Source organism: Actinoplanes subglobosus, assembly GCF_042650585.1.
In the GTDB taxonomy this organism is placed as follows: Bacteria; Actinomycetota; Actinomycetes; order Mycobacteriales; family Micromonosporaceae; genus Actinoplanes; species Actinoplanes subglobosus.
The window spans coordinates 185,563-206,789 of sequence record NZ_JBHSBL010000007.1 but is presented as its reverse complement, the minus strand read 5'-3'; the positions used below and the strand labels follow the sequence as shown (position 1 = coordinate 206,789).

General features: G+C 71.0%; 22 protein-coding genes. 12 read left to right on the top strand and 10 right to left on the bottom strand.

Features of this window, described 5'->3' with window-relative positions; genetic code table 11:
• Positions 1-96 precede the first annotated feature (96 nt).
• The 6 genes from ACFO0C_RS09905 (at position 97) to ACFO0C_RS09880 (ending at position 8,908) form a co-directional block, all read left to right on the top strand.
• The gene (locus tag ACFO0C_RS09905) at positions 97-2,580 is read left to right on the top strand and encodes an alpha-L-arabinofuranosidase C-terminal domain-containing protein (RefSeq protein WP_378066278.1); all 2,484 of its coding nucleotides are present in this window, start codon (positions 97-99) and stop codon (positions 2,578-2,580) included.
• Positions 2,581-2,591: 11 nt separating this feature from the next.
• On the top strand, positions 2,592-3,986 hold the full coding sequence (locus tag ACFO0C_RS09900) for a family 43 glycosylhydrolase (protein ID WP_378066277.1): 1,395 nt from the start codon (positions 2,592-2,594) through the stop codon (positions 3,984-3,986).
• A 90-nt stretch (positions 3,987-4,076) separates the two neighbouring features.
• Entirely contained in the window at positions 4,077-4,502 is a 426-nt protein-coding gene (locus ACFO0C_RS09895) for an RrF2 family transcriptional regulator (RefSeq protein ID WP_378066276.1), read from the top strand.
• Positions 4,503-4,516: 14 nt separating this feature from the next.
• Entirely contained in the window at positions 4,517-5,731 is a 1,215-nt protein-coding gene (locus ACFO0C_RS09890; RefSeq protein WP_378066275.1) for a globin domain-containing protein, read from the top strand.
• A 49-nt stretch (positions 5,732-5,780) separates the two neighbouring features.
• Positions 5,781-7,232 (top strand): PAS domain-containing protein, encoded by a 1,452-nt coding sequence (locus ACFO0C_RS09885; protein ID WP_378066274.1) that lies wholly within the window; start codon positions 5,781-5,783, stop codon positions 7,230-7,232.
• Positions 7,229-8,908: a putative bifunctional diguanylate cyclase/phosphodiesterase gene (locus ACFO0C_RS09880; protein ID WP_378066273.1), complete on the top strand. Its 1,680-nt coding sequence runs from the start codon at positions 7,229-7,231 to the stop codon at positions 8,906-8,908. The genes ACFO0C_RS09885 and ACFO0C_RS09880 overlap by 4 nt, the downstream gene beginning before the upstream one ends.
• Before the next feature lie 15 nt (positions 8,909-8,923).
• Here the strand turns inward: ACFO0C_RS09880 and ACFO0C_RS09875 are convergent, their stop codons facing one another.
• Both ACFO0C_RS09875 and ACFO0C_RS09870 read right to left on the bottom strand, forming a co-directional pair.
• Positions 8,924-9,229, bottom strand: coding sequence for a transcriptional regulator (locus tag ACFO0C_RS09875; RefSeq protein ID WP_378066272.1), 306 nt, complete (start codon positions 9,227-9,229; stop codon positions 8,924-8,926).
• Positions 9,226-9,693 carry a hypothetical protein gene (locus tag ACFO0C_RS09870; protein WP_378066271.1) on the bottom strand — a complete coding sequence of 156 codons (468 nt, stop codon included), beginning with the start codon at positions 9,691-9,693 and terminating at the stop codon, positions 9,226-9,228. The genes ACFO0C_RS09875 and ACFO0C_RS09870 overlap by 4 nt, the downstream gene beginning before the upstream one ends.
• Positions 9,694-9,803: 110 nt before the next feature.
• Between ACFO0C_RS09870 and ACFO0C_RS09865 the strand changes: the two genes are divergently transcribed.
• The 3 genes from ACFO0C_RS09865 (at position 9,804) to ACFO0C_RS09855 (ending at position 10,602) form a co-directional block, all read left to right on the top strand.
• Positions 9,804-9,998: a hypothetical protein gene (locus ACFO0C_RS09865; protein ID WP_378066270.1), complete on the top strand. Its 195-nt coding sequence runs from the start codon at positions 9,804-9,806 to the stop codon at positions 9,996-9,998.
• A gap of 111 nt (positions 9,999-10,109) precedes the next feature.
• Entirely contained in the window at positions 10,110-10,265 is a 156-nt protein-coding gene (locus ACFO0C_RS09860) for a hypothetical protein (RefSeq protein ID WP_378066269.1), read from the top strand.
• 22 nt (positions 10,266-10,287) lie between these two features.
• Positions 10,288-10,602 (top strand): DUF6346 domain-containing protein, encoded by a 315-nt coding sequence (locus ACFO0C_RS09855; RefSeq protein WP_378066268.1) that lies wholly within the window; start codon positions 10,288-10,290, stop codon positions 10,600-10,602.
• On the opposite strand, the gene ACFO0C_RS09850 is transcribed toward ACFO0C_RS09855, so the two are convergent.
• The gene (locus ACFO0C_RS09850) at positions 10,591-12,021 is read right to left on the bottom strand and encodes a flavin-containing monooxygenase (RefSeq protein WP_378066267.1); all 1,431 of its coding nucleotides are present in this window, start codon (positions 12,019-12,021) and stop codon (positions 10,591-10,593) included. The two genes, ACFO0C_RS09855 and ACFO0C_RS09850, sit on opposite strands and share 12 nt — an antisense overlap.
• Positions 12,018-13,670, bottom strand: a complete 1,653-nt coding sequence (locus ACFO0C_RS09845; protein ID WP_378066266.1) for an FAD-dependent oxidoreductase — start codon at positions 13,668-13,670, stop codon at positions 12,018-12,020. The genes ACFO0C_RS09850 and ACFO0C_RS09845 overlap by 4 nt, the downstream gene beginning before the upstream one ends.
• An 88-nt stretch (positions 13,671-13,758) precedes the next feature.
• Between ACFO0C_RS09845 and ACFO0C_RS09840 the strand changes: the two genes are divergently transcribed.
• Entirely contained in the window at positions 13,759-14,544 is a 786-nt protein-coding gene (locus ACFO0C_RS09840) for an alpha/beta fold hydrolase (protein ID WP_378066265.1), read from the top strand.
• On the opposite strand, the gene ACFO0C_RS09835 is transcribed toward ACFO0C_RS09840, so the two are convergent.
• On the bottom strand, positions 14,525-14,728 hold the full coding sequence (locus tag ACFO0C_RS09835) for a hypothetical protein (RefSeq protein ID WP_378066264.1): 204 nt from the start codon (positions 14,726-14,728) through the stop codon (positions 14,525-14,527). The genes ACFO0C_RS09840 and ACFO0C_RS09835 overlap by 20 nt on opposite strands.
• Before the next feature lie 111 nt (positions 14,729-14,839).
• Here ACFO0C_RS09835 and ACFO0C_RS09830 point away from each other — a divergent pair, with 111 nt between their 5' ends.
• Positions 14,840-15,610, top strand: a complete 771-nt coding sequence (locus tag ACFO0C_RS09830) for an SIR2 family NAD-dependent protein deacylase (RefSeq protein WP_378066263.1) — start codon at positions 14,840-14,842, stop codon at positions 15,608-15,610.
• On the opposite strand, the gene ACFO0C_RS09825 is transcribed toward ACFO0C_RS09830, so the two are convergent.
• The 4 genes from ACFO0C_RS09825 to ACFO0C_RS09810 are packed head-to-tail and all read right to left on the bottom strand — an operon-like array spanning position 15,570 to position 19,277.
• Positions 15,570-17,054 carry an acyl-CoA synthetase gene (locus ACFO0C_RS09825; protein WP_378066262.1) on the bottom strand — a complete coding sequence of 495 codons (1,485 nt, stop codon included), beginning with the start codon at positions 17,052-17,054 and terminating at the stop codon, positions 15,570-15,572. The two genes, ACFO0C_RS09830 and ACFO0C_RS09825, sit on opposite strands and share 41 nt — an antisense overlap.
• Positions 17,055-17,065: 11 nt before the next feature.
• Positions 17,066-17,524, bottom strand: coding sequence for a MaoC family dehydratase (locus tag ACFO0C_RS09820; RefSeq protein WP_378066261.1), 459 nt, complete (start codon positions 17,522-17,524; stop codon positions 17,066-17,068).
• Positions 17,521-18,438: an amidohydrolase family protein gene (locus ACFO0C_RS09815; protein WP_449190917.1), complete on the bottom strand. Its 918-nt coding sequence runs from the start codon at positions 18,436-18,438 to the stop codon at positions 17,521-17,523. Before ACFO0C_RS09815 ends, ACFO0C_RS09820 begins: the two co-directional genes overlap by 4 nt.
• Complete coding sequence (locus ACFO0C_RS09810; RefSeq protein ID WP_449190916.1) at positions 18,390-19,277, bottom strand: SDR family oxidoreductase; 888 nt, start codon at positions 19,275-19,277, stop codon at positions 18,390-18,392. Before ACFO0C_RS09810 ends, ACFO0C_RS09815 begins: the two co-directional genes overlap by 49 nt.
• Before the next feature lie 102 nt (positions 19,278-19,379).
• Between ACFO0C_RS09810 and ACFO0C_RS09805 the strand changes: the two genes are divergently transcribed.
• Positions 19,380-19,790 carry a MarR family winged helix-turn-helix transcriptional regulator gene (locus ACFO0C_RS09805; RefSeq protein ID WP_378066260.1) on the top strand — a complete coding sequence of 137 codons (411 nt, stop codon included), beginning with the start codon at positions 19,380-19,382 and terminating at the stop codon, positions 19,788-19,790.
• 5 nt (positions 19,791-19,795) lie between these two features.
• Here ACFO0C_RS09805 and ACFO0C_RS09800 read toward each other — a convergent pair whose 3' ends face one another.
• Positions 19,796-21,202, bottom strand: a complete 1,407-nt coding sequence (locus ACFO0C_RS09800) for an amidase family protein (protein ID WP_378066259.1) — start codon at positions 21,200-21,202, stop codon at positions 19,796-19,798.
• Between the last annotated feature and the right edge of the window lie 25 nt (positions 21,203-21,227).

The following is a 21,227-nucleotide window of genomic DNA, read 5'->3' as shown; positions in this document are numbered from 1 at the left end:
CTCTTGACAGGGGTGTCGATGTTTGCGTACACATTGCTGAGCTAGTCCACCGGAAACACTTCTGAAACCGTTGCGATCCGCACCGGAGGACCCCTCATGCGCAGAATCCCCTACCGCCTCGCGGGCGCGGCCGCCGTTCTGGTCTCGCTCCCGCTCGCGGTCTCGCCGCCGGTCGCCGCGCACGCGGTCGAGCCGGACTACACCATCACGGTCGACCCGTCGTCGACCGGCGCGACCATCCCCAAGTCCATGTACGGCGTCTTCTTCGAGGACATCAACTACGCGGCCGACGGCGGCCTCTACGCCGAACTGGTCCGCAACCGCTCGTTCGAGTTCAACTCCACCGACGCGTCCGGCTACAACGGACTGACCGGGTGGACGGTCACCGGGCCGGCCTCGGTGGTGAACGATGACCAGCGGCTCAACGAGCGCAACCGCAACTACCTCTCGGTCACCGGTGCGGCGGCGCTGACCAACTCGGGTTACAACACCGGACTCGCGCTCCGCGCGTCTGACAAATACGATTTCTCCGTCTGGGCTCGGGGCTCGACGTCTGTCCAGGTCGCCCTCACCACTGCGGACGGCACCGCTCTCTCGGCCCCGGTCACGATCACGGTCGCCGGTGACACCTGGAAGAAGTACACCGGGGTGCTGCGGGCCACCGCGACCAGCGACGTCGCCCGGCTCTCGGTGAAGACCTCCGGCGATGTGAAGCTGGACGAGGTCTCGCTGTTCCCGCGCGACACCTACAAGGGACGCGCCAACGGCCTGCGTAAGGACCTCGCCGAGAAGGTGGAGGACCTGAAGCCCGGCTTCGTCCGCTTCCCCGGCGGCTGCCTGGTCAACACCGGCAGCATGTACTCCTACGACGCCGCGAACAACTTCCCGCGCGCCCGGTCCTACCAGTGGAAGGACACCGTCGGCCCGGTCGAGACGCGCGCCACCAACAAGAACTTCTGGGGCTACAACCAGACCTACGGCCTCGGTTACTACGAGTACTTCCAGTTCTCCGAGGACATCGGCGCCATGCCGCTGCCGGTCCTGCCGGCCCTGGTGACCGGTTGTGGTCAGAACCGGGCGACGGTGGACGAGGCGCTGCTGCAGCGGCACATCCAGGACGCGCTCGACCTCATCGAGTACGCCAACGGCCCGGCCACCAGCACCTGGGGCAAGGTCCGCGCCGCCGCCGGGCACCCGAAGCCGTTCGGCCTGACCACCGTCGCGGTCGGCAACGAGGAGAACCTGCCCGACGAGTACTGGGCGAACTTCCTGAGGTTCGAGTCGGCGATCAAGGCCAAGTACCCGGACATCACCGTGGTCAGCAACTCCGGCCCGGACGACCAGGGCAGCACCTTCGAGAACCTGTGGGCGAAGAACAGGGCGCACGGCTCGGACATGGTCGACGAGCACTACTACAACAGCCCGGCCTGGTTCCTGCAGAACAACAAGCGTTATGACTCGTACGACCGGAACGGGCCCAAGGTCTTCCTCGGCGAGTACGCGTCGCTGGACAACAAGCTGTACAACTCGCTGGCCGAGGCCGCGTACATGACCGGCCTGGAGCGCAACGCCGACGTGGTGAAGATGGCGTCCTACGCGCCGCTGCTCGCCAACATCGACAACGTGCAGTGGAAACCCGACATGATCTGGTTCGACAACGACGAGTCGTGGGGCTCCACCAGCTACCAGGTGCAGAAGCTGTTCATGAACAACGTCGGCGACAAGGTCCTCCCGTCGACGGCCACCGGCAACGTGCTCCAGCCCCAGCCGATCGTCGGCGGGATCGGGCTCTCCACCTGGCGTACCGCGGCGGTCTACGACGACGTCAAGGTCACCAGGCCGGACGGCACCGTGCTGTTCGCCGACGACTTCAACGACGGCGACGCCGCGGGCTGGACCCCGGTGACCAACCGTGGCCACTGGGCGGTGACCAACGGCGCCTACACCCAGACGACCACGGACACCGAGGACACCATGGTCAAGGCCGCCACGATCAGCGAGACCGACTACGACTACACGCTGAAGGCCACCAAGACGGCCGGCGCCGAGGGCTTCCTGGTCGCGTTCGGCATCAAGGAGACCGGGCAGTTCTACTGGTGGAACCTGGGTGGCTGGAACAACACCCAGGGCGCCGTCGAGAAAGGGATCACGTCCGCCAAGGAGCAGATCCTCACCAAGCCCAACAGCGTCACGACCGGCAGGACCTACGACCTCAAGATTCAGGTACGGGGCACCAAGGTCACCCTGATCCTCGACGGCGTCGAGTGGGGCTCATTCGACGACAACGCGGTCACCGAGCCGTTCGCGCAGGTCGTGACCGAGGACACCGAGCGCGGCGAGATCATCGTCAAGGTCGTCAACGCGCAGGACACGCCGGCGGTCACGCGGATCGACCTGGGTGGGCGCAAGGTGGCGCGTACCGCGAAGCAGACCGTGATCACCGGTGACCCGGGCGAGCTGAACACCCGCTCGGCGGAGCCGATCCAGCCGGTCACCTCGACCGTCAGCGGCATCGCCTCCACCTTCACGCGGGAGTTCGCCGCGAACTCGGTCACCTTCCTGCGCATCCGGACCCGTTGAGGAGCCCGCTCATGAACCGACGAACCCTGTTGACGGGCGGCGCCGTGGGTGCCCTGGCCGTCGTCCTGCCCGCGGGCGCCGACGGGGCCCCGCAGGCCCCGGCCCTGCCCAGCGATGCTGAGATCTACGGTGTGCCGACCGTCGACCCGCTGATCAGCCAGCGCGCGGACCCCTGGATCACCAAGCCGGTGAACGGGACCTACTACTTCACCGGCTCGGTCCCGGAGTACGACCGCCTGGTCGTCCGGGGCGCCTCGACCATCGAGGGCCTGGCCACCGCCGAGGAGACCGTCATCTGGCGCCGCCCTGCCAGCGGGAAGATGGGCGGGCACATCTGGGCGCCGGAGCTGCACCGGATCGGCGGGAAGTGGTACATCTACTTCGCCGCCGGTGACGCCGGTGAGGTCTTCCGGATCCGTACCTACGTGATGGAGTCGGCGCTCGACGACCCGCGCGACCCGGCCGGCTGGGTGCTGAAGGGCCAGCTCGCCACCGAGTGGGACGGCTTCACGCTCGACGCCACCAGCTTCACCCACCGCGGGCGGCAGTACCTGGTGTGGGCGCAGAGCGAGCCGGAGATCGCGGTCAACACCAGCCTCTACATCGCCGAGATGGCGAACCCGTGGACGCTGAAGAGCAAGCCCACCCGGATCGCCACACCCACCCTGAGCTGGGAGATCATCGGCTACCGGGTGAACGAGGGCCCGGCCGTGCTGATCCGCAACGGGAAGGTCTTCATCGCCTTCTCGGCCAGCGCGACCGACTCGAACTACTGCATGGGCCTGCTCACCGCGTCGGCCTCCTCGGATCTGCTTTCGCGCGCCAGCTGGGAGAAGAGCCCGGACCCGGTCTTCGTCACCAACGACGCGACCAAGCGGTACGGGCCGGGGCACAACTCGTTCACGGTCACCCCGGACGGCACGGACGTGCTGGTCTACCACGCCCGTGACTACAAGCAGATCACCGGCGACCCGCTGTACGACCCCAACCGGCACACCCGCGTGCAGAAGCTCTACTGGCACGAGGACGGGACGCCGCTGTTCGGCATCCCGGTCGGGTCGGGCGGGCCGATCGTGCGGCTGTCGCCGTCGGACCGGCCGCGTTCGTTCGTCAAGCACGAGGGCGACGCGTTCCAGGTGGCGCACGCGCCACGGGAGCTGGAGCTGACCCAGTTCCGGTTCGTGGCGGCGGCCGACGGCACCGAGACGGTCCAGTCGGTCGACCAGCCGGCGAAGTTCCTGACCGTCAGCGGCACGGCGGTGACCCTGAGCGCCACGGGCACGCCGGTGACCCGGATCGCGGTCAAGGGCGGCGTGACCGTCCGGGTCGCGCCGGGGCAGTTCCTCCAGCACCGCAACGGCTCTCTCACGGTGTCCTCCAAGGCCACCGTGTTCAAGCTGAGCTAGTCCCCGTCACGGGGAGGGCGCCCGTCGCCCTCCCCGTGATCTGGGGCTCAAAAGATGACTTTAAGATTCCTCTTTTAGTAGGGTCGACCCGTGCGACTGAATCGCTCCACCGACATCGGCCTGCGCGTGCTGATGCTCGCCGCGGCCCGCCCCGAGGACCTGCTCACCATCGAGGGGCTGGCCTCCGCCGTGGCGGTGCCCCGCAGCCACCTAGCCAAGGTGGTCCAGCGGCTGCAGCACCGCGGCCTGCTGGAGACCGTCCGCGGCCGCAACGGCGGTGTCCGGCTCGCGACCGGCGCCGACCGGGCGTCGGTCGGCGGGCTGGTCCGCGACCTCGAGGGCGACACCGAGGTGGTGGAGTGCGGCGGGGACACCCCCTGCCCGCTCAACGCCGGCTGCCGGCTCCGCGGGGCGCTGCGTGTCGCACAGGAGGCGTTCTACGCCTCGCTCGACCCCATCACGATCGGCGACCTGGCCGCTCCACCGGTCCGGCAGGTGCTGCTCACCCTCTCGTAGAGGAGTCCTCTCCCATGCTGTCCGCATCCAGCGCCCCGGTCATCGAGGCCACCCTGCCCGTCGTCGGCGAGCACCTCGCGGAGATCTCCGACGTCTTCTACCGGACGATGATCGGGGCGAACCCGGAGCTCCTCGACCTGTTCAGCCGCAGCGCGCAGGCCACCGGCGAGCAGCGGAGCTCGCTGTCCGGGGCGGTCGCGGCCTACGCCACGCACCTGATCGGCGCGGGCCCGTCCGGGCACGCGTTCGAGCACATCGTCGACCGGATCGCGCACCGGCACTGTGCCCTCGGCATCCGCCCCGAGCAGTACACGATGGTCGGCCGCTACCTGCTCGGCGCGGTCGGCACGGTGCTCGGCGACGCGGTCACCCCGCCGGTCGCCGCCGCCTGGGACGAGGTGTACTGGCTGTTCGCCGCCCGGCTGATCGGCCGCGAGGCCCGGCTCTACGCCGAGGCCGGGGTGGACGGCACCGACCCGTGGCGGGAGTTCACCGTCGCGCAGCGGATCGCCGAGGCCCACGACACCGTCTCGTTCGTGCTGGTCCCCGCCGGCGGCGGGGCGGCACCGGCCTTCCACCCCGGGCAGTATGTGACGGTCGCCGCCGACCTGCCCGGCGCCGGACGGCAGCTGCGGCAGTACTCGCTGTCCCAGGCCGCCACCGGCGGGACGCTGCGGATCACGGTGCGGCGGGTGCGCGGCACCGGCGGGGCCCCGGACGGGGTGGTCTCCGGATACCTGCACGACGACGTCGCGGCCGGTGACGTGCTGCGGATCAGCCGGCCGTACGGCGATCTCACCCTGCGGCCGGGCGACTCCCCGTTGCTGCTGGTCAGTGCCGGGGTGGGGGTCACCCCGATGGCGTCGATCCTGGAGCACGTGGCGCGTACCCAGCCGACCCGGGAGGTGACCGCGGTGCATGCCGACCGCAGCCCCGACCGGCACCCGCTGCGCGCCGACATGAACGCCAACGGCGCCCGGCTGCGCACCTTCCGCAGCCTGTACTGGTACGAGCAGCCGTCCGGCGAGCCGGACACGTACCCCGGCCTGATCGACACCGATCTCATCCCGGTCCACCCGGACGCCGAGGTCTACCTGTGCGGCCCGGCGCCGTTCATGCAGACCGTCCGGGCCGGCCTGCATCTGCGCGGCATTCCCGACGAGCGGATCCGGTACGAGGTGTTCGGCTCCGAGCAGTGGCGGCCCGCACCGGCGCCGGCCGCCGTCTGAGGTCCGGACGTCTCTCAAGTCGGTCGCCGCGGGGACGATAGAGCGGGGCGTGTTCACCGTCGAAGCCCCTCAGATCACCGCCCCGCCGGCGGCCGGCCTCCGGGACCGTGCCGTGGACGCCTCGGCCCTGGCCTTCCTCCAGATCGACCGGGCCGGCGTGATCCGCGATTGGAACCCGTCCGCCGAGAGACTCTTCGGCTGGACCCGCGAGGAGATCATCGGCCGGCGACTGACCGACACGATCATCCCGCCGGCACTGCGGTCCGCCCACAGCGCCGGGTTCGCCCGTCGCCTGGTCGGCGGCGACAGCGGCGGTCTCGGCCACCCGATCGAGGTGCCGGCCGTCCACCGGGACGGCTCCGAACTGCGCGTCTCGATGACCGTCGACGCGCTCGACGACGACGGCTTCTTCGCGTTCGTCACCGACCAGACCGACGGGCACCGCGCCCAGCAGGAGCTCCAGCGCAGCAACACGCTGATCGCCGCGATCCTCCAGCACACCACGGCGATGATCTCGGCGAAGGACCTGGACGGCCGTTACCTGTTCGTCAACGGCGAGTTCGAGCGGATCTTCCAGGTGACCGCCGCCGACCTGGTCGGACGGGCCGAGGCCGACCTGCTGTCCGCCTCGGTCGCCGCCGTCGGCCGCAGCAACGACGAGGACGTCATCGCGTCCGGCACCGCCACGACGGTCGCGGAGGAGGTCCCGTTCGGTGACGAGATCCGCCAGTACGTGGTCACCCGCGTCCCGCTGACCGACCCGGACGGCTCCGTCTACGGGGTGTGCACGATCGCCATCGACGACACCCAGCGACGGCGCAGCCAGGACGCCATCGCGGCCGGCGAGCAGCGTTTCTGGAACACCGTGAACAACGCGCCCGGCATGCTCTACCAGTTCCGGGCCGAACCGTCCGGCGAGTCGTCGTTCGCCTTCGTCTCGGAGGGCTGCCGCGACATCTTCCGGCTCGAACCCGACGAGATCGTCTCGTCGGCGGGGAGGATCCTCGACATGATCGCCGAGGAGGACCGCGCCGTGTTCGCCGCCAGCGTCGCCGAGTCGGCGCAGACCCTGGAACCGTGGGACTGGCGCGGCAGCGTGGTGCTCAGGGACGGCACCCGGCGCTGGCTCTACGGCGCCGCCCGTCCGCACCGCCAGCCCGACGGCTCCGTGGTCTGGGACGGCATGCTGCTCGACCGCACCCGGGAACGCCACACCGAACTCGACCTGGAAGCCGTCCGCACCGACCTCGCCGACCTGGTCGACCGTCTCGCCGTCCTGTCCGTCACGGTGCCCGCCGGGCCCGAGCCGGTCAGCGACCTCGCCCACCTGGTGACCGAGAAGGATCAGGAGGCGCTGTTCGACCTGTGGCGCTCCGCGCTGGGCGGACACCACGCCGACGGCCTGCTCACCGGGCACGAGTCCCGGCTGCTGGTCCGGCTGCGCCCGCGTGGCCGTGGTGGCATCGCCGTCTCCTGCTTCCGCGTCGGCGGGCCCGCGTGACGGCGCCCACCGGGCCGCGGATGCCCCGCAAACTCGGCGAGATCGGCATCCCGACGGCCCCGCTGCCGGCCGCCACCCCGATCGGTGAGATCCGGGCCGCCCTCGCCGCCGACCGCATCGCCCCCGGCGTCATCATCAGCACCGGCACCGGATATCAGCTGCTCAGTCGCGCCATGATCGGCCGTGTTCGCGGCTCCTCCCGTACCGCCGGGGAAGTCGCCACCGGAGGCCTGGAGCTTCCCGCCGACACCGACATCGACGTGGCCGCCGAGGCGGCCCTGGCCCGCCCGTCCGCCGGGCGTGACGAGCCGGTCCTGGTGTCGTGGCCGGACGGCCGCTACGGCATCGCGCCGATCGTCGACCTGCTCGCCGCCATGGCCGGCCGGTTCGCGAAACTGTCCCGCACCGACCCGCTGACCGGGCTGCCCAACCGGGCCACCATCCAGGCCGAGGGCCAGCGGCGCCTCGACGCGGGCAACCTCGTCGCCGTCGTCCACCTGGGTCTCGACCGCTTCCAGGACGCCAACGACGTGCTCGGCCACCACGGCGCCGACACCCTGCTGCACCTCGTCGCGACCGCGCTCGGCGCCGCCCGAGGCGCCGGCAACATGGCCGCCCGTCTCGACGGCGACCAGTTCGTGGTGATGCTCTCCGAGCTACCGGCCGGGCAGTCCGCGCAGGCCGTCGGCCGTCGCCTGGCCGCCGGCATCCGCGGCCCGCACCCCGTCGACGGCCTGCCGATCAGCGTCGAGGCCAGCATCGGCATCAGCCACGCCGACCACCACGACGTCACCGTGCTGATGCGCCGGGCCGCCGCGGCCATGCGCCGCGCCAAACACGAGCGCACCGGCGTCGTCGAGTGGGCTCCGAAACTCGACAGCAACCAGCGCGTCGACCTGCGGCAGCTCACCGAGTTGCGTACCGGGCTGCGCTCCGGTCACCTGCGGCTGCACTACCAGCCGCTGCACGACTCCGGCAGCCGCGTCATCCACGGCGCGGAGGCGCTGGTCCGCTGGCAGCACCCGCAGCGCGGCCTGCTGCCGCCCGGCGTCTTCCTGCCCGACGCGGAACGCTCCGACGTCATCCTCGAACTCACCGACTGGGTGCTGGCCGAGGCGCTGCGGCAGGCCGCCGTCTGGCACGCCCAGGGCCACCACCTGCCGGTGTCGGTCAACCTGCCGCCCGCCTACCTGGCACAGGACCGCGCCGTCGGCACCATCCTCACCCTGCTCGACCTCGAACAGGTCCCGGCCACCATGCTCACCGTCGAGATCACCGAGACCGCCGTGCTCACCAACCAGGAGCAGGTCGCCGCCCAGCTGGCCCAGCTCCGCGCCCGCGGCATCCGGGTCGCCATCGACGACTTCGGCACCGGATACACGTCGCTGGGCCTGCTCCCCCGCCTGCCCATCGACGAGCTGAAGATCGACCGCAGTTTCGTCATCCGCATGCACGACTCCCCCGCCCACGCCACGATCATCGACTCGGTGATCGCCATCGCGAAGGCCCTCGGCCTGACCGTCGTCGCCGAAGGGGTCGAGGACGAGCCCACCGCCCGCGACCTGGCCACCGCCGGCGTCGACCTGCTGCAGGGCTTCGGCCTCAACCGCCCCCAGCCGCCCGACGTCGTCCCCACCCTGCCCGGCCTGCCGGCGGCCCCGCTCGCCGCCGCCTGAGCGGCCCTCTCCCGGTCAGGCCGGCTTGACCGGGGAGGCCTGATCGGCGATGCGCCGGAGCTCCGCCAGGTGAGCGGCCAGCTCGTCCCGGCCGAGCGGGGTCAGCTCCACCCAGGTCGTCCGCGGCCCCTGCGCCGGCTTGCGCACGGTGACGTAGCCGGCGTCCTGCAGCACCTTGATGTGCTTGCTCAGCACCGAGTCGCTGACATCGAGCAGCTCACGGAGAGTGGAGAACTCGGCGGCCTCGACACCGGCGAGCACGGCACAGATCTGCAGCCGGTTAGGCGCGTGGATCAGCTCGTTGAACCGGCCCACCGTCACGCCGCCCCGGCGTCGCGGCGCAGCGCCCGATCGATCGCCGGGCTGACCACCGCGGTCATCAGGCCGATCAGGACGCCCGCGACGACCAGCGACCAGCGGACCGCGAAGCCCCACTCCAGGATCATCGCCGAGACGCTGAACACCGCCAGGCCGGCGAGCCAGACCAGCGACAGCCGCCGGGTGCCGGGCGTCGCGGTCCAGCGGTCGAAGGAGAGCCCGGTCGTCGACCGGACCGCCTGGAGCTGGACGAACGCCGCCACCATGGCCAGCGGGAACCCGGTCGAGCCGACGATCCCGCGGAAGCTCATCGACGCGAACGCGACGGTGAACGCGACCGCCAGCCCCGCATGCAGCCACCAGGGAGCGACCGCATGCTCGGCCGCACGGGCCCGGACATCCGCGACGAGCCGCAGCGCGGCGTGGGCCTCAGCGGAATCGACGGCGGGCGAGGAGTTACTTTCCATGACGGAAAGTATGCCATGAGCTTTCCACAATGGAAAGTTGAACCGCCCCGGGTTCGGTGCTGTGTACCGATGTGGACAGCACCGGCGGCACACACCCACGGGGAGGGGACATGCCACAGAACCCGGACGACCTGCTCGCCGACTGGAACCGGCGGGTCCGGCAGCAGACCGAGACCACCCTGGAACTGAGCCGGCGGATGGAACAGGTCGACGCCTCCGCACAGTCCGCCGACCGCGACGTCACGGTGACCGTCGACCACTCCGGTGGCCTCACCGCGCTGGCCTTGACCCACGAGGCCCCCTGAATCTCCACTCGATGGGCAAGATCGCCGACAGCATGTGCCTGCTCACCTACGGCTTGGGCGCCCTGGTGGGCGTGGTTCGCAATCAGTGAGGCGGGAAAGGCCATCGGTACGATGAAATTCCTCCTCACCCGGATCGGAAGGGCCAACGACGACGTCCTGCGCCTGGTCGCCCATCGCAGCGCGGCGGCCGAATCCATGCGGGAAGGCTGGTTCGGTCCGGCCAAAGGCCTCGGGAATCTCTTCCTCGGCGATTTCCGGGTCTGTTGACTCCTGTGACCGGCGCGGTCCGGTGACCAACCGGGGTTTCGGCTACCGGGAGCGCTGCACGGTCACCATCCGCTGGGACGACGGGACGGACACCGAAGTGATCGACGACGGCACCTTCGCCCCGGCGGACATCGGCCGCGACGTCCGCGTCGGTTACCTGGGCACCTACAAGTACACGCTGAAGCTGGCTCGTGAGGACACCCCGTACCGGCCCTGGTTCACCTGGATCGGCGTCCTCGTCGGCCTGACGGCAGCGGTACCGGGCATCCTCGCCATCATGATGCTGCACGCCTTCGTGCGCGCTGCCCTCCGCGGCCGGCGGCGGTCAGTGGGGTAGGAAGTCGGAGCGGTTCAGGGTGGTGGTTCGGCGGCGGTACTCGGTGGCCTTGCCGGGCCAGTTGGTGACGATGCGGCCGGTGGCGGTTCGGTACCAGGACTGGCAGCTCGTCCACACACTGGTCGCCAGGCGGGACTGGATCTCGCTGTCGTAGGTGGTCGCGACCTCCGGGCGTACCTCCAGATCGTCTCCCGCGGCGACCGACCGCACCGCCTGCGCGATCCATCGGGCCTGGGCCTCGTGGAAGTAGATGACCGAGGTGTTGCCGGTGTTGGTGTTGGGGCCGTAGACCAGGAACATGTTGGGGAATCCGGGGACGGCCAGGCCCAGGTAGGCGTGGGCGCCCTCGGTCCACTCGTCGGACAGCAGGCGGCCGTCGCGGCCGGTGACACGGATCGGGACGAGGAACTCGGTGGCGGCGAAGCCGGTGCCGTAGACGATGACGTCGCACGGGTGGTCGGTGCCGTCGGCGGTGCGTACGCCGGACGGGGTTACCGTGACGATCTTCTCGGTGATCAGGTCGACGTCGGGGCGGGACAGGGTGGGCAGCCAGGCGTTGGTGAAGAGCAGCCGTTTGCAGCCGATCGGCTCATCGGGGGTGACCTTGGCGAGCAGTGCGGGGTCGCGGACCTGCCAGCGGCGCTGGATCCAGGCGTAACCGCGGACGCCGGCGTTGACCACCCGGTTGCCGTGCAGTGCCGCGCCGGGGACGAGGGTGAGCAGCCACGTCGCGCCGCGGGACAGCCGCATCAGGGCGGGCACCCGGCGGGACAGGGTGCGGCGGATCCGGCCGTAGCGGCGGTCGGGTTTCGGCACCGTCCAGGGGGCGGTCCGCTGGAAGACGGTGATGTGGGCGGCTTTCCCGGCGATCGCGGGGACCAGCTGGATGGCGCTGGCGCCGGTGCCGACCACGGCGATCCGGCGGCCGTCGATCGGGACGTCCGGGGACCAGTGGGCGGTGTGCACGGCGACGCCCTCGAACGTGCCGGCGCCGGGCAGGGCCGGGATCGCGGGACGCGACAGCTGGCCGACCGCGGGGATCAGCACGTCGGCGTCGACGGTGTCGCCGCCGATCAGGGTGAGCCGCCAGCGGGTGCCGTCCCAGTCGGCGGAGGCTACCTCGGCACCGAATCGGACGAGCGGCGTCACGCCCTTCTCGTCGGCGCATCGTTGCAGGTAGGCGAGGATCTCGTGGTGCGGCGGGTAGCGCCGGGACCAGTCCGGGTTGAGAGCGAACGAGAACGAGTAGAGCGGCGCCGGCACGTCGCAGGCGCAACCGGGGTACGTGTTGTCGCGCCACACCCCGCCGACCCGGTCCGCCTTCTCCAGGATCACGATGTCGCCGAACCCGGCAGCGAGCAGTTCGACGGCGGCCGCCACCCCGCCGAACCCGGCGCCGATGATCGCGATCCTGGTCATGGCCGCCTTCCGATGGTGAGTCGCAGCGCGCCGGGCGCCGTGGCCGGGACGACCGGGTTCCGGGGTGCCACCGGCGCGACAGGCAGGTAACCGGAGGCCGGCCGGGGGTCGGGGTCGCCCGCGTTGGGCCACAGGGCGACCGCCCGCTCGGCCAGGGCGGTGATGGTGAGCGACGGGTTGACGCCGAGGTTCGCGGCGACCGTCGAACCGTCGATGACGTGCAGCCCGGGATGGCCGAAGAGCCGGTGGTACGGGTCGACGACACCGGTCTCGGCGGTGTCACCGATCGCGCAGCCGCCGATGAAGTGCCCGGTGACCGGCCGGTTGACGATCTCGGTGAACGCGCCGGTCGGCACCCCGTCGATCTCGGCGGCGACCCGGCGGGCCACGTCGTGGGCGGCCGGGACCCACACCGGGTTGGGTTCGCCGATGCCGGGGCGGCTGGACAGGCGCCGCCCGAACAGGCCGCGCCGGGTGTGCACGGTGATCGAGTTGTCCAGCGGCTGCATGGCCAGCAGCACGATGGTCTCCTTCGACCACTTCCGCGGGGACACGTAGAGCCGCAGGTCACGGCCTGCCCGGGCGAGTGTCTTGAGGGCCTGCCACCAGCGGGGGCGGCCCTCGTCGACGAGCACGGTGGCGAGCAGGGCCAGCAGGTTGCTGCCGGGGCCGTACCGGACGGGCTCGACGTGGGTGACCGGGTCAGGGTGGATCGACGAGGTGATCGCGACGCCGTGCGTGTAGTCGCGGTCCGCGCGGCGCGTGCGGGCTCCGAGGATCGATTCGGAGTTGGTACGGCTGAGCTCGCCCAGCCGCGGCGACACGTGCGGCAGGAGTCCCCGGTCGCGCATCCGGTGCAGCAGCCGCTGGGTGCCGAGCGCCCCACCGGCGAGGACGACCTGCTCGGCGGTGAACCGCCGCCGGCCGGTGTCGACCGCGTAGCCGCCGTCGGGCAGCGGGCGCACGGACTTGACGGTGGTCCGTTCGTGGACCTCGGCGCCGGCCTTCTCCGCCAGGTACAGATAGTTCTTGACCAGGGTGTTCTTGGCGTTGCCGCGGCATCCGGTCATGCACGAGCCGCACAGGGTGCAGGTGCGGCGGTCCGGGCCGGCCCCGCCGAAGAACGGGTCGGCCACGTCGGCGCCGGGAGAGGAGCCGAACAGCACGCCGACCGGGGTGGGCCGGAACGTGTGTCCCACGCCCATCTCCTCGGCGACCGCCTTCAGCGCGCCGTCGGAGGCTGTCAGGACCGGGTTGACGGTCACGCCTAGCATGCGTCTGGCCTGGTCGTAGTAGGGGGCCAGCTCGGTCTTCCAGTCGGTGACGTGTGACCACTGCGGGTCGGCGAAGAACGCGTCCGGCGGCTCGTAGAGGGTGCACGCGTAGCCGAGCGACCCGCCGCCGACACCCACGCCGGACATGATCATCACGTCTTTCAGCAGGGTGAGGCGCAGAATGCCGTAGCAGCCGAGCGCGGGCGCCCAGATGTAGTCACGCAGGCGCCAGGACGTCTTGGCGAACTGGTCGTCGGTGAACCGGCGGCCGGCCTCGAGGACGCCGACGCGATAGCCCTTCTCGGTCAGGCGCAGCGCGGTCACGCTGCCCCCGAACCCGGAGCCGATGACGAGGACGTCGTAGTCGTACGACATCGCCGTACCATCACACCCTTATTGGCAACATGTCAACAACGCGTTTCCGGGTCTTGCGCGAAGCGCGAATCAGTCTCATAAATGACGGATGACCGAGCTGGCGTACGACCGTCGTGGATCCGGCCCGCCGCTGGTGCTGATCCACGGGCTGGGCAGCCACCGTCAGGTGTGGACACCGATCCTGGACGAGGCCGCGAAGACCCATGACGTGATCGCCCTCGACCTGCCCGGTTTCGGCGAGTCACCGCTCTGGGAGCCGGCCCCGCACGCCGGGTCGGTCGCCCACCTCGCCGATCAGGTCGGGTCCTTCCTGGACCGGCTCGGCATCACGGATCCACAGGTCGCGGGCAGTTCCCTGGGCGGTGGCATCGCCCTCGAACTGGGGCGCCGCGGCCGCGCCCGCACGGTCACCGCCTTCGCGCCGATCGGGTTCTGGACCGGTGCGGGCCGCCGCTGGTGCCAGAGCGTCGTCACCGCCGCGCGGGTCGTCGCCGGTCGCCTCGACACCCGCCTTCCCGCGATCATGGCGTCACCGGCCGGCCGGGCCGCGTTCTGCTCGCTCTTCTACGCCCGCCCGGGCCGCCTCGACCCGGCCGGCGCGGTGTCCGCGGCCCGCGCCCTGGCGGCCGCACCCGGCTTCACCGCGGCCCGCGACGCCTTCGGCGATCTCACCCCTTGGGGGTACGAACGGACGACCCACCCGGTGACGATCGCCTGGGGCACCCGTGACGCCGTACTCCCGTTCCCGCAGTCGCGGCGGGCCCGCACGCTGCTCCCGGACGCCCGCCACGTCACCCTGACGGGTTGCGGTCACCTGCCGTTCGCCGACGACCCGGCAGCGTGTCTGGTGGTGATCAACGAGCGATCCAGATGATCAGCATGGCCAGCAGGAAGACCCCGGCGGCCACCACCGTCACCGTCCGGACCAGGGTGCTCATGCTGGTCTCGGAGAACGCCGGCTTCTCCCCCGGCGCCGTCCAGTCGCCGACGACGGTCAGCAGGCGATCACCCGCGTGACGCAGGCGTCGGCGGGCGTTGTCCCGGTTGGGCGACGGCAACAGAACCTCCATACTCGACCGGTCAACGAACCACCGGCGGAATGGACTCTGGGACACTCTTTCGTGCTGGTGGATGCGGTTCGTGCGGGTGGATACGGCTGGGGGTCGAGGATGGTTGACGTGCGCGAGGCGGCGAAGGCTCTGGCCGGGGCACGGCGGGTGGTGGTGTTCACCGGTGCGGGCATCTCGGCGGAGAGCGGCGTGCCCACCTTCCGGGACGCGCTGACCGGTCTCTGGGAGCGCTACGACGCGCAGGCACTGGCCACCCCGCAGGCGTTCGAGGACGACCCGGACCTGGTCTGGGGGTGGTACGAGTGGCGCCGCTGCCTGATCGAGCGGGTCCACCCGAACGCCGGCCACCGGGCCGTCGCCACCATCGAAGCCCGCGCCCCACACACCGTCGTCGTCACGCAGAACGTCGACGACCTCCACGAACGCGCCGGCTCGAAGGCACCGGTCCACCTGCACGGCAGCCTGTTCGCGCCGCGCTGCGCCGCCTGTTCCCGGCCGGCCACGACCGGTCCGGGCGACGAGCCGGAGGAGGGCCGCCGCCTGGCCCCGCCGCGCTGTGGATGCGGCGGGGCGATCCGCCCGGGTGTCGTCTGGTTCGGTGAGGCACTGCCCGAGGAGTCGCTGGAGGAGGCGGTGCAGGCGGCCACCGACTGCGACGTGCTGCTGACCGTCGGGACGTCCGGCCTGGTCTACCCGGCGGCGGAGATCCCGAAGGTGGCGGCCATGTTCGGCGGCACGGTGATCCAGGTGAACCCGCAGCCGACCCCGCTCGACGCGGTCGCCACGATCAACCTGCACGGTACCGCGGCGACCGTGCTGCCCGAGCTGGTCAGCGCGGCGTGGCCGGACCGGGCAGCGGCAGGTTCCTGAGCGGTCCCTTGCGGACCTTGTTGGAGCCGGTGCGCGGCAGGTCCTCGACGACGTCGACGTAGACCGGGATCTTGTACCTGGCGAGACGGCCGGACAGGAACTCGGGCACGTCGGCGGGCGAGAGCGACGCGCCCGGCACCGGGACGACGAAGGCCCGGCCGACCTCGCCCCACCGGTCGTCCGGCACGCCGACGACCGCCGCCTCGGCCACCGCCGGATGCTCGAAGATGGCCGCCTCCACCTCGGCCGGATACACGTTCTCGCCACCGGAGATGTACATGTCCTTGGTGCGGTCGACGATGCGGAGGTGACCCGCCTCGTCGACGACCGCCAGGTCACCGGAACGGAACCAGCCGTCGGTGAGGGCGGCCGCCGTCGCCGCCGGATCGTTCCAGTACCCCGGAGTCACGTTCGGGCCGCGGACCAGCACCTCACCGGGTTCGCCGGGATCGGCCGGCGTGAGATCGGGGCGGGTCACCCGTACCTCCGCGAAGAAGACCGGAAGGCCCGCCGAACCGATATGCGCCCGGCTCTCCCTGGCCTCCAGGAACGTCGCGCCCGGTGCCGTCTCGGTCATGCCGTAACCCTGGCAGAACGCCAGCCCGCGCTCCTGGTAGGCACGGATCAGGGCCTCCGGGACGGGTGCGCCGCCGGTCATCAGACTGCGCACCGAGGTCAGGTCGGCCGTCGGCCAGCGCGGTGACCGGGCCAGGCCGGCGAACATCTGGGACACGCCGAACATCCAGGTGATCCGGTGCTCGGCGATGGCGTCGAAGCAGCCGTCGACGTCCCAGCCCGGCATGATCACCGACGTGCCACCCTTGAGGAACGTGGGCAGCAGGCACTGGTTGAGCGCCGCGACGTGGAAGAGCGGGGCGCTGACCAGGGTGACCTCGTCGCTCGCGACGTCCACGCAGACGAGCAGGTTGTAGCAGTTCCACACCAGGTTGCCGTGGGTGAGCATCGCGCCCTTGGGATGCCCGGTGGTCCCCGAGGTGTAGAGGATGAGCGCCACGTCGTCGAGTCCGGTCTCCGGCTCGTCGACCCTTCCCTCCTCACCGGCGAAGGCCTCCAGATCGTCGATCAGGACGTGGATCGTCACGGAGATCTCCACCGGCGCCGCCGAGATCAGCGCCACCGCCCCACTGTGCCGCAACTGGTAGTCGATCTCCGGCGGGGTGAGCCGGAAGTTCAGCGGCACGAAGACCGCACCGAGCATCCAGGTCGCGAACATCGTCTCGGCGAACGACGGATGGTTCGGGCCGAGGTAGGCGACCCGGTCACCGGGGCGGACCCCGGCGGTGCGCAGGGCCGCGGCCAGGCGCGAGGTGCGTTCGAACAGTTCGGCGTACGTCGTACGCCGCCCCTGGAAGATCAAGGCGGTCGCGCCGGGAGACATGGCCGCCCGGCGCGCCGGCCACGACCCCAGCCCCGCGTTACGCATCGTCGGCTTCCTCAGGCGTAATGGCGGTAGACCGGGCGGGCCACGCAGGCCGGCTTGGCCGAGCCCTCCACCTCGACGGTGAAGTCGAAGGTGCTCTGCACGCCGTTGCCGGCCACGTCCTCGACGCTGACCACCGACGCGGTCAGCCGGATCCGCGCGCCGACCTTCACCGGGCTGGGGAACCGCACCCTCTCCAGCCCGTAGTTGACGCCCATCGTGATGCCCTCCACCTGCAGCAACTGGGTGAAGAGCGGGATGACCAGCGACAACGTGAGATAACCATGGGCGATCGGTGCCCCGAACGGCCCGGCCTGGGCGCGTGCCACGTCGACGTGGATCCACTGGTGGTCACCGGTGGCGTCGGCGAACGTGTTCACCCGCTCCTGGGTGATCTCCAGCCAGTCGCTGGCGCCGAGGTCCTTGCCGGCGAGGCTCTTGAGTCCGTCGAGGCCGTTCACGGTGGTGGTCATTTCGTCTCCCGGAAAAGTAGGCGTGCGGCGTTCTCTTTGAGGATCTTGGGGCGGACCGTGTCCTTGACCTCGAGTTTCTCGAAGTCGGCGAGCCAGCGGTCCGGAGTGATCACCGGATAGTCCGAACCGAACAGCACCTTGTCCTGGAGCAGGCTGTTCGCGTACCGGACCAGCTGGGGCGGGAAGTACTTCGGCGACCAGCCGGACAGGTCGATGTACACGTGCTCCTTGTGGGTGGCGACGGCCAGCGCCTCGTCCTGCCACGGGAACGACGGGTGGGCCAGGATGATCCGCAGGTCCGGGAAGTCCACCGCCACGTCGTCGATCAGCATCGGGTTCGAGTACTTGAGGCGGATCCCGCCGCCACCCCGGACCCGGGCGCCGATCCCGGTCTGGCCGGTGTGGAACAGGGCGACCGCGCCGAGCTCCTCGATCGCCTCGTAGAGCGGGTACGCGAGCCGGTCGTCCGGGGCGAACCCCTGGATGCTGGGGTGGAACTTGAAGCCGCGCACGCCGTGGCTCTCGACCAGCCGGCGGGCCTCGCGGACACCGGCCCTCCCCTTGTGCGGGTCGATGCTGGCGAACGGGATCAGCGTGTCCGGGTGCTTCGCGCAGTCCTCGGCGATCTCCTCGTTCGCGATCCGCGGGTGGCCGGTGGCGTGCTCGGCGTCGACGGTGAAGACGACGGCGGCCGTCCTCCGCTCCCGGTAGTAGGCGGCCATCTCGTCGATGGTCGGCTGACGGTGGCCGTGCGCCTTGAAGTAGTCGGCGGAGGCGCCGAGCAGCTCGGGGCTCAGTGAGCTGCGGCCGTCGCGGCTGACCTCGGCGTGCGTGTGCACGTCGATGGCGACCAGTTCGTCGAGGTTCATCGGCGCGGCGCCGGGATGCCGTAGGTCTCCTGCTCGAAGTCCCACGCCGCCTCGATGGCGTCGGCGCTCCAGCCGCCCTCGGTATAGGCGACGGCCTTCTCCGCCGGATGCGACCACAGGGCCAGCTTGTCGCCACCGACACCGATGGCTTGTCCGGTGATGCCCTTCGAGGCGTCCGAGGCGAGGAACGTGATCAGCCCGGTCACGTCCTCCACGGTGCCGAGGCCCTCGTCGTGGCGCAGCCAGGCCGGATAGGGCGTGCCGGTGCGCTCGGCCTCCTCGATGACCGGCCCGAACGCCGGGATCGTCTTGGTCATCTCGGTGGCGGCGATCGGGACCACGGCGTTCACGGTGATCTCGTTGCGGGCCAGTTCGAGCGCCCAGGTGCGGGCCATCGCGGCGATGCCGGCCTTGGCGGCGGCGTAGTTGGTCTGCCCGAAGTTGCCACGCTGACCCGCCGGCGAGCCGATCAGGATGAGCCGGCCGCCGTCGGCCTGCTCACGCATCCGGATCGCGGCGGCCCGGGCGCAGGTGAACGTGCCGCGCAGATGCACCCGGACGACCGCGTCGAAGTCGTCGTCGGTCATCTTCCACAGCACCCGGTCGCGGAGGATGCCGGCGTTGGTGACCAGCACGTCCAGCCGGCCGAACGCCTCGACCGCGGCGCCGACCAGGCGTTCCGCGCTCTCGGTGTCGCCGACGGCGGCCGCGACACCGATCACCCTGCCCTTGATTCCGGCGACCGCCTCGTCGACCACGGCCTGGTCGACGTCGTTGACGACGACGGAGGCGCCGGCCGCGGCAAGCGCCTCGGCGTAGGCCAGACCGAGCCCGCGACCGCTGCCGGTCACGATGGCAACCTTGCCGCTCAGATCCATGCTCATCAACCTCTCACGGAATTTTCAGTTCCTCAATCAACAGGAATCCTGTTGATTCCGATCCTGGCCGATGATCAGGTTTCCTGTCAATGGTGTAGCCTGCCGTCCATGCCATCACTGCTCTACCTGGTAAAACAGCTCGAACTCGCGGTGCGCGCCCGTCTCGACGAGGTGGTCCGCGGCCATGGCATCACCGCGTTGCAGTACACGGCGCTCACCGTCCTGGAACGCCACGACGGCCTGTCCGCGGCTCAGCTGGCCCGCGACTCGTTCGTCACCGCCCAGTCCACCGCCGACCTGGTCCGAGCCTTGGAGACACGCGGCCTGATCCGCCGCGAACGCAACCCGGCCAACCGCCGCGAACTGCTCATCCACCTCACCCCCGACGGGCGCGCACTGCTCACCGCGGTCGACGCCCCGGTCCGCGACCTGGAATCCCGCATGATCACCAAGCTGACCGAGGACCAGGCGGCAACCTTCCGCCAGTCCTTGATCACGTCCTGGCAGTCGCTGGCCTGAACCGGTCAGGACGGGCGGATCGGGGTGAGTGCCGGGAACGCGGCCTCGATGTCGCGCGCCGCCGCCAGAGCGATGTGATCGCGATGCAGCCCCGCGATCACCTGCACGCCGAGCGGCCGCCGTCCGGAAGCCCCGGTCGGTACCGCGACCGCGGGCAGGCCCAGGAAGTTGGCGGTCACCAGGAGGCGGTGGGCCCTCCACAGTGCGGTGGCGGCGGCCGGACCGCTCAGGTCGTAGCCGATCACCGGCATGGGCTGTGTCGTCACCGGTCCGAGCACCACCGGGTACCGCGCGTGGAACGCCCGCCACGCCGCCGCGTGCACGAACCGTTCCGCCCATGCGCCCTGGTAGGCCGCCGACGAGTCGAGCAGTTCCACCTCGGCGATGTTGTCGCGGAAGTAGGTGACCGTTCCCTCGGACAGCGGCCCGGGCAGGAGGCCGGGGGTGAGCAGCATCGGCGCGTTCTCGGTCGACGACAGCTGCCGCCAGAGCGTGGCGCACCGGTCGACGGCGGGCGGTTCGGCCTCCTCGACCTCCCACCCGGCGGCGGCCAGGGCACCGGCCGCGGACCGGACGGCGGCGGTCACCCCGGGGTCGACGTCGCCCCAGCCGGCCGGGTCGGCGGTGACGGCGACGCGGCGGGGGCCGTCGTACCCGGACGGATGTGCGACGGTGACCGACAGCGGGTCGAAGTCGTCGGCGCCGTTCATCAGCCCGAAGAGCAGGTCCAGGTCGGCGACGGATCGGGCGAGCGGACCGTTCACCGCCATGAGCTGGAGGGACAGCGGCAGGGGTTCGGCGCCACGGCCGGGCGCGGCGACCCGTCCGGCGGAGGGACGTAACGCGGTGATCCCGGCAGCGTGTGCGGGCAGTCGCAGCGAGCCGCCGTAGTCGTTGCCGAGCCCGGCCGCGGCCATCCCGGTGGCGACCGCGACCGCGTCCCCGCCGCTGGATCCACCGGGCACCCGGGTCCGGTCCCACGGGTTGATCGTGCGCCCGAACAGGTCGTTGTCGGTGTCCCAGCGCAGGCCGAAGTCGGGCATGTTCCCCCGCCCGACCGGGATCGCCCCGGCCGCGAGCAGCCGGTCGACGAAGGTCGCGCCGGCCGCCGGTACGTGGTTCGCCGCGAACGGCAGGCCGGAGGTGGTCGCCGACCAGGTGAGGTCGATGTTCTCCTTCACGGTGATCGGCACCCCGGCCAGTGGTCCCGGGTCCTGCCCGTCGGCGATCCGGGCGTCGAGGGCCGCTGCCGCCTCCCGCGCCCGGTCACCGAGGATCACGGTGATCGCGTTGACCTGCGGGTTCACTTCGGTGATGCGGGTCAGGTGGGCGTCGACGACGGCGGCCGCCGTCAGCCGGCCGTCCCGTACGCCCGCGGCGATCTCGGTGGCGGTGAGTTCAGTGACATCCATCGGGTCGATCCTTTCGGGGTGCGAC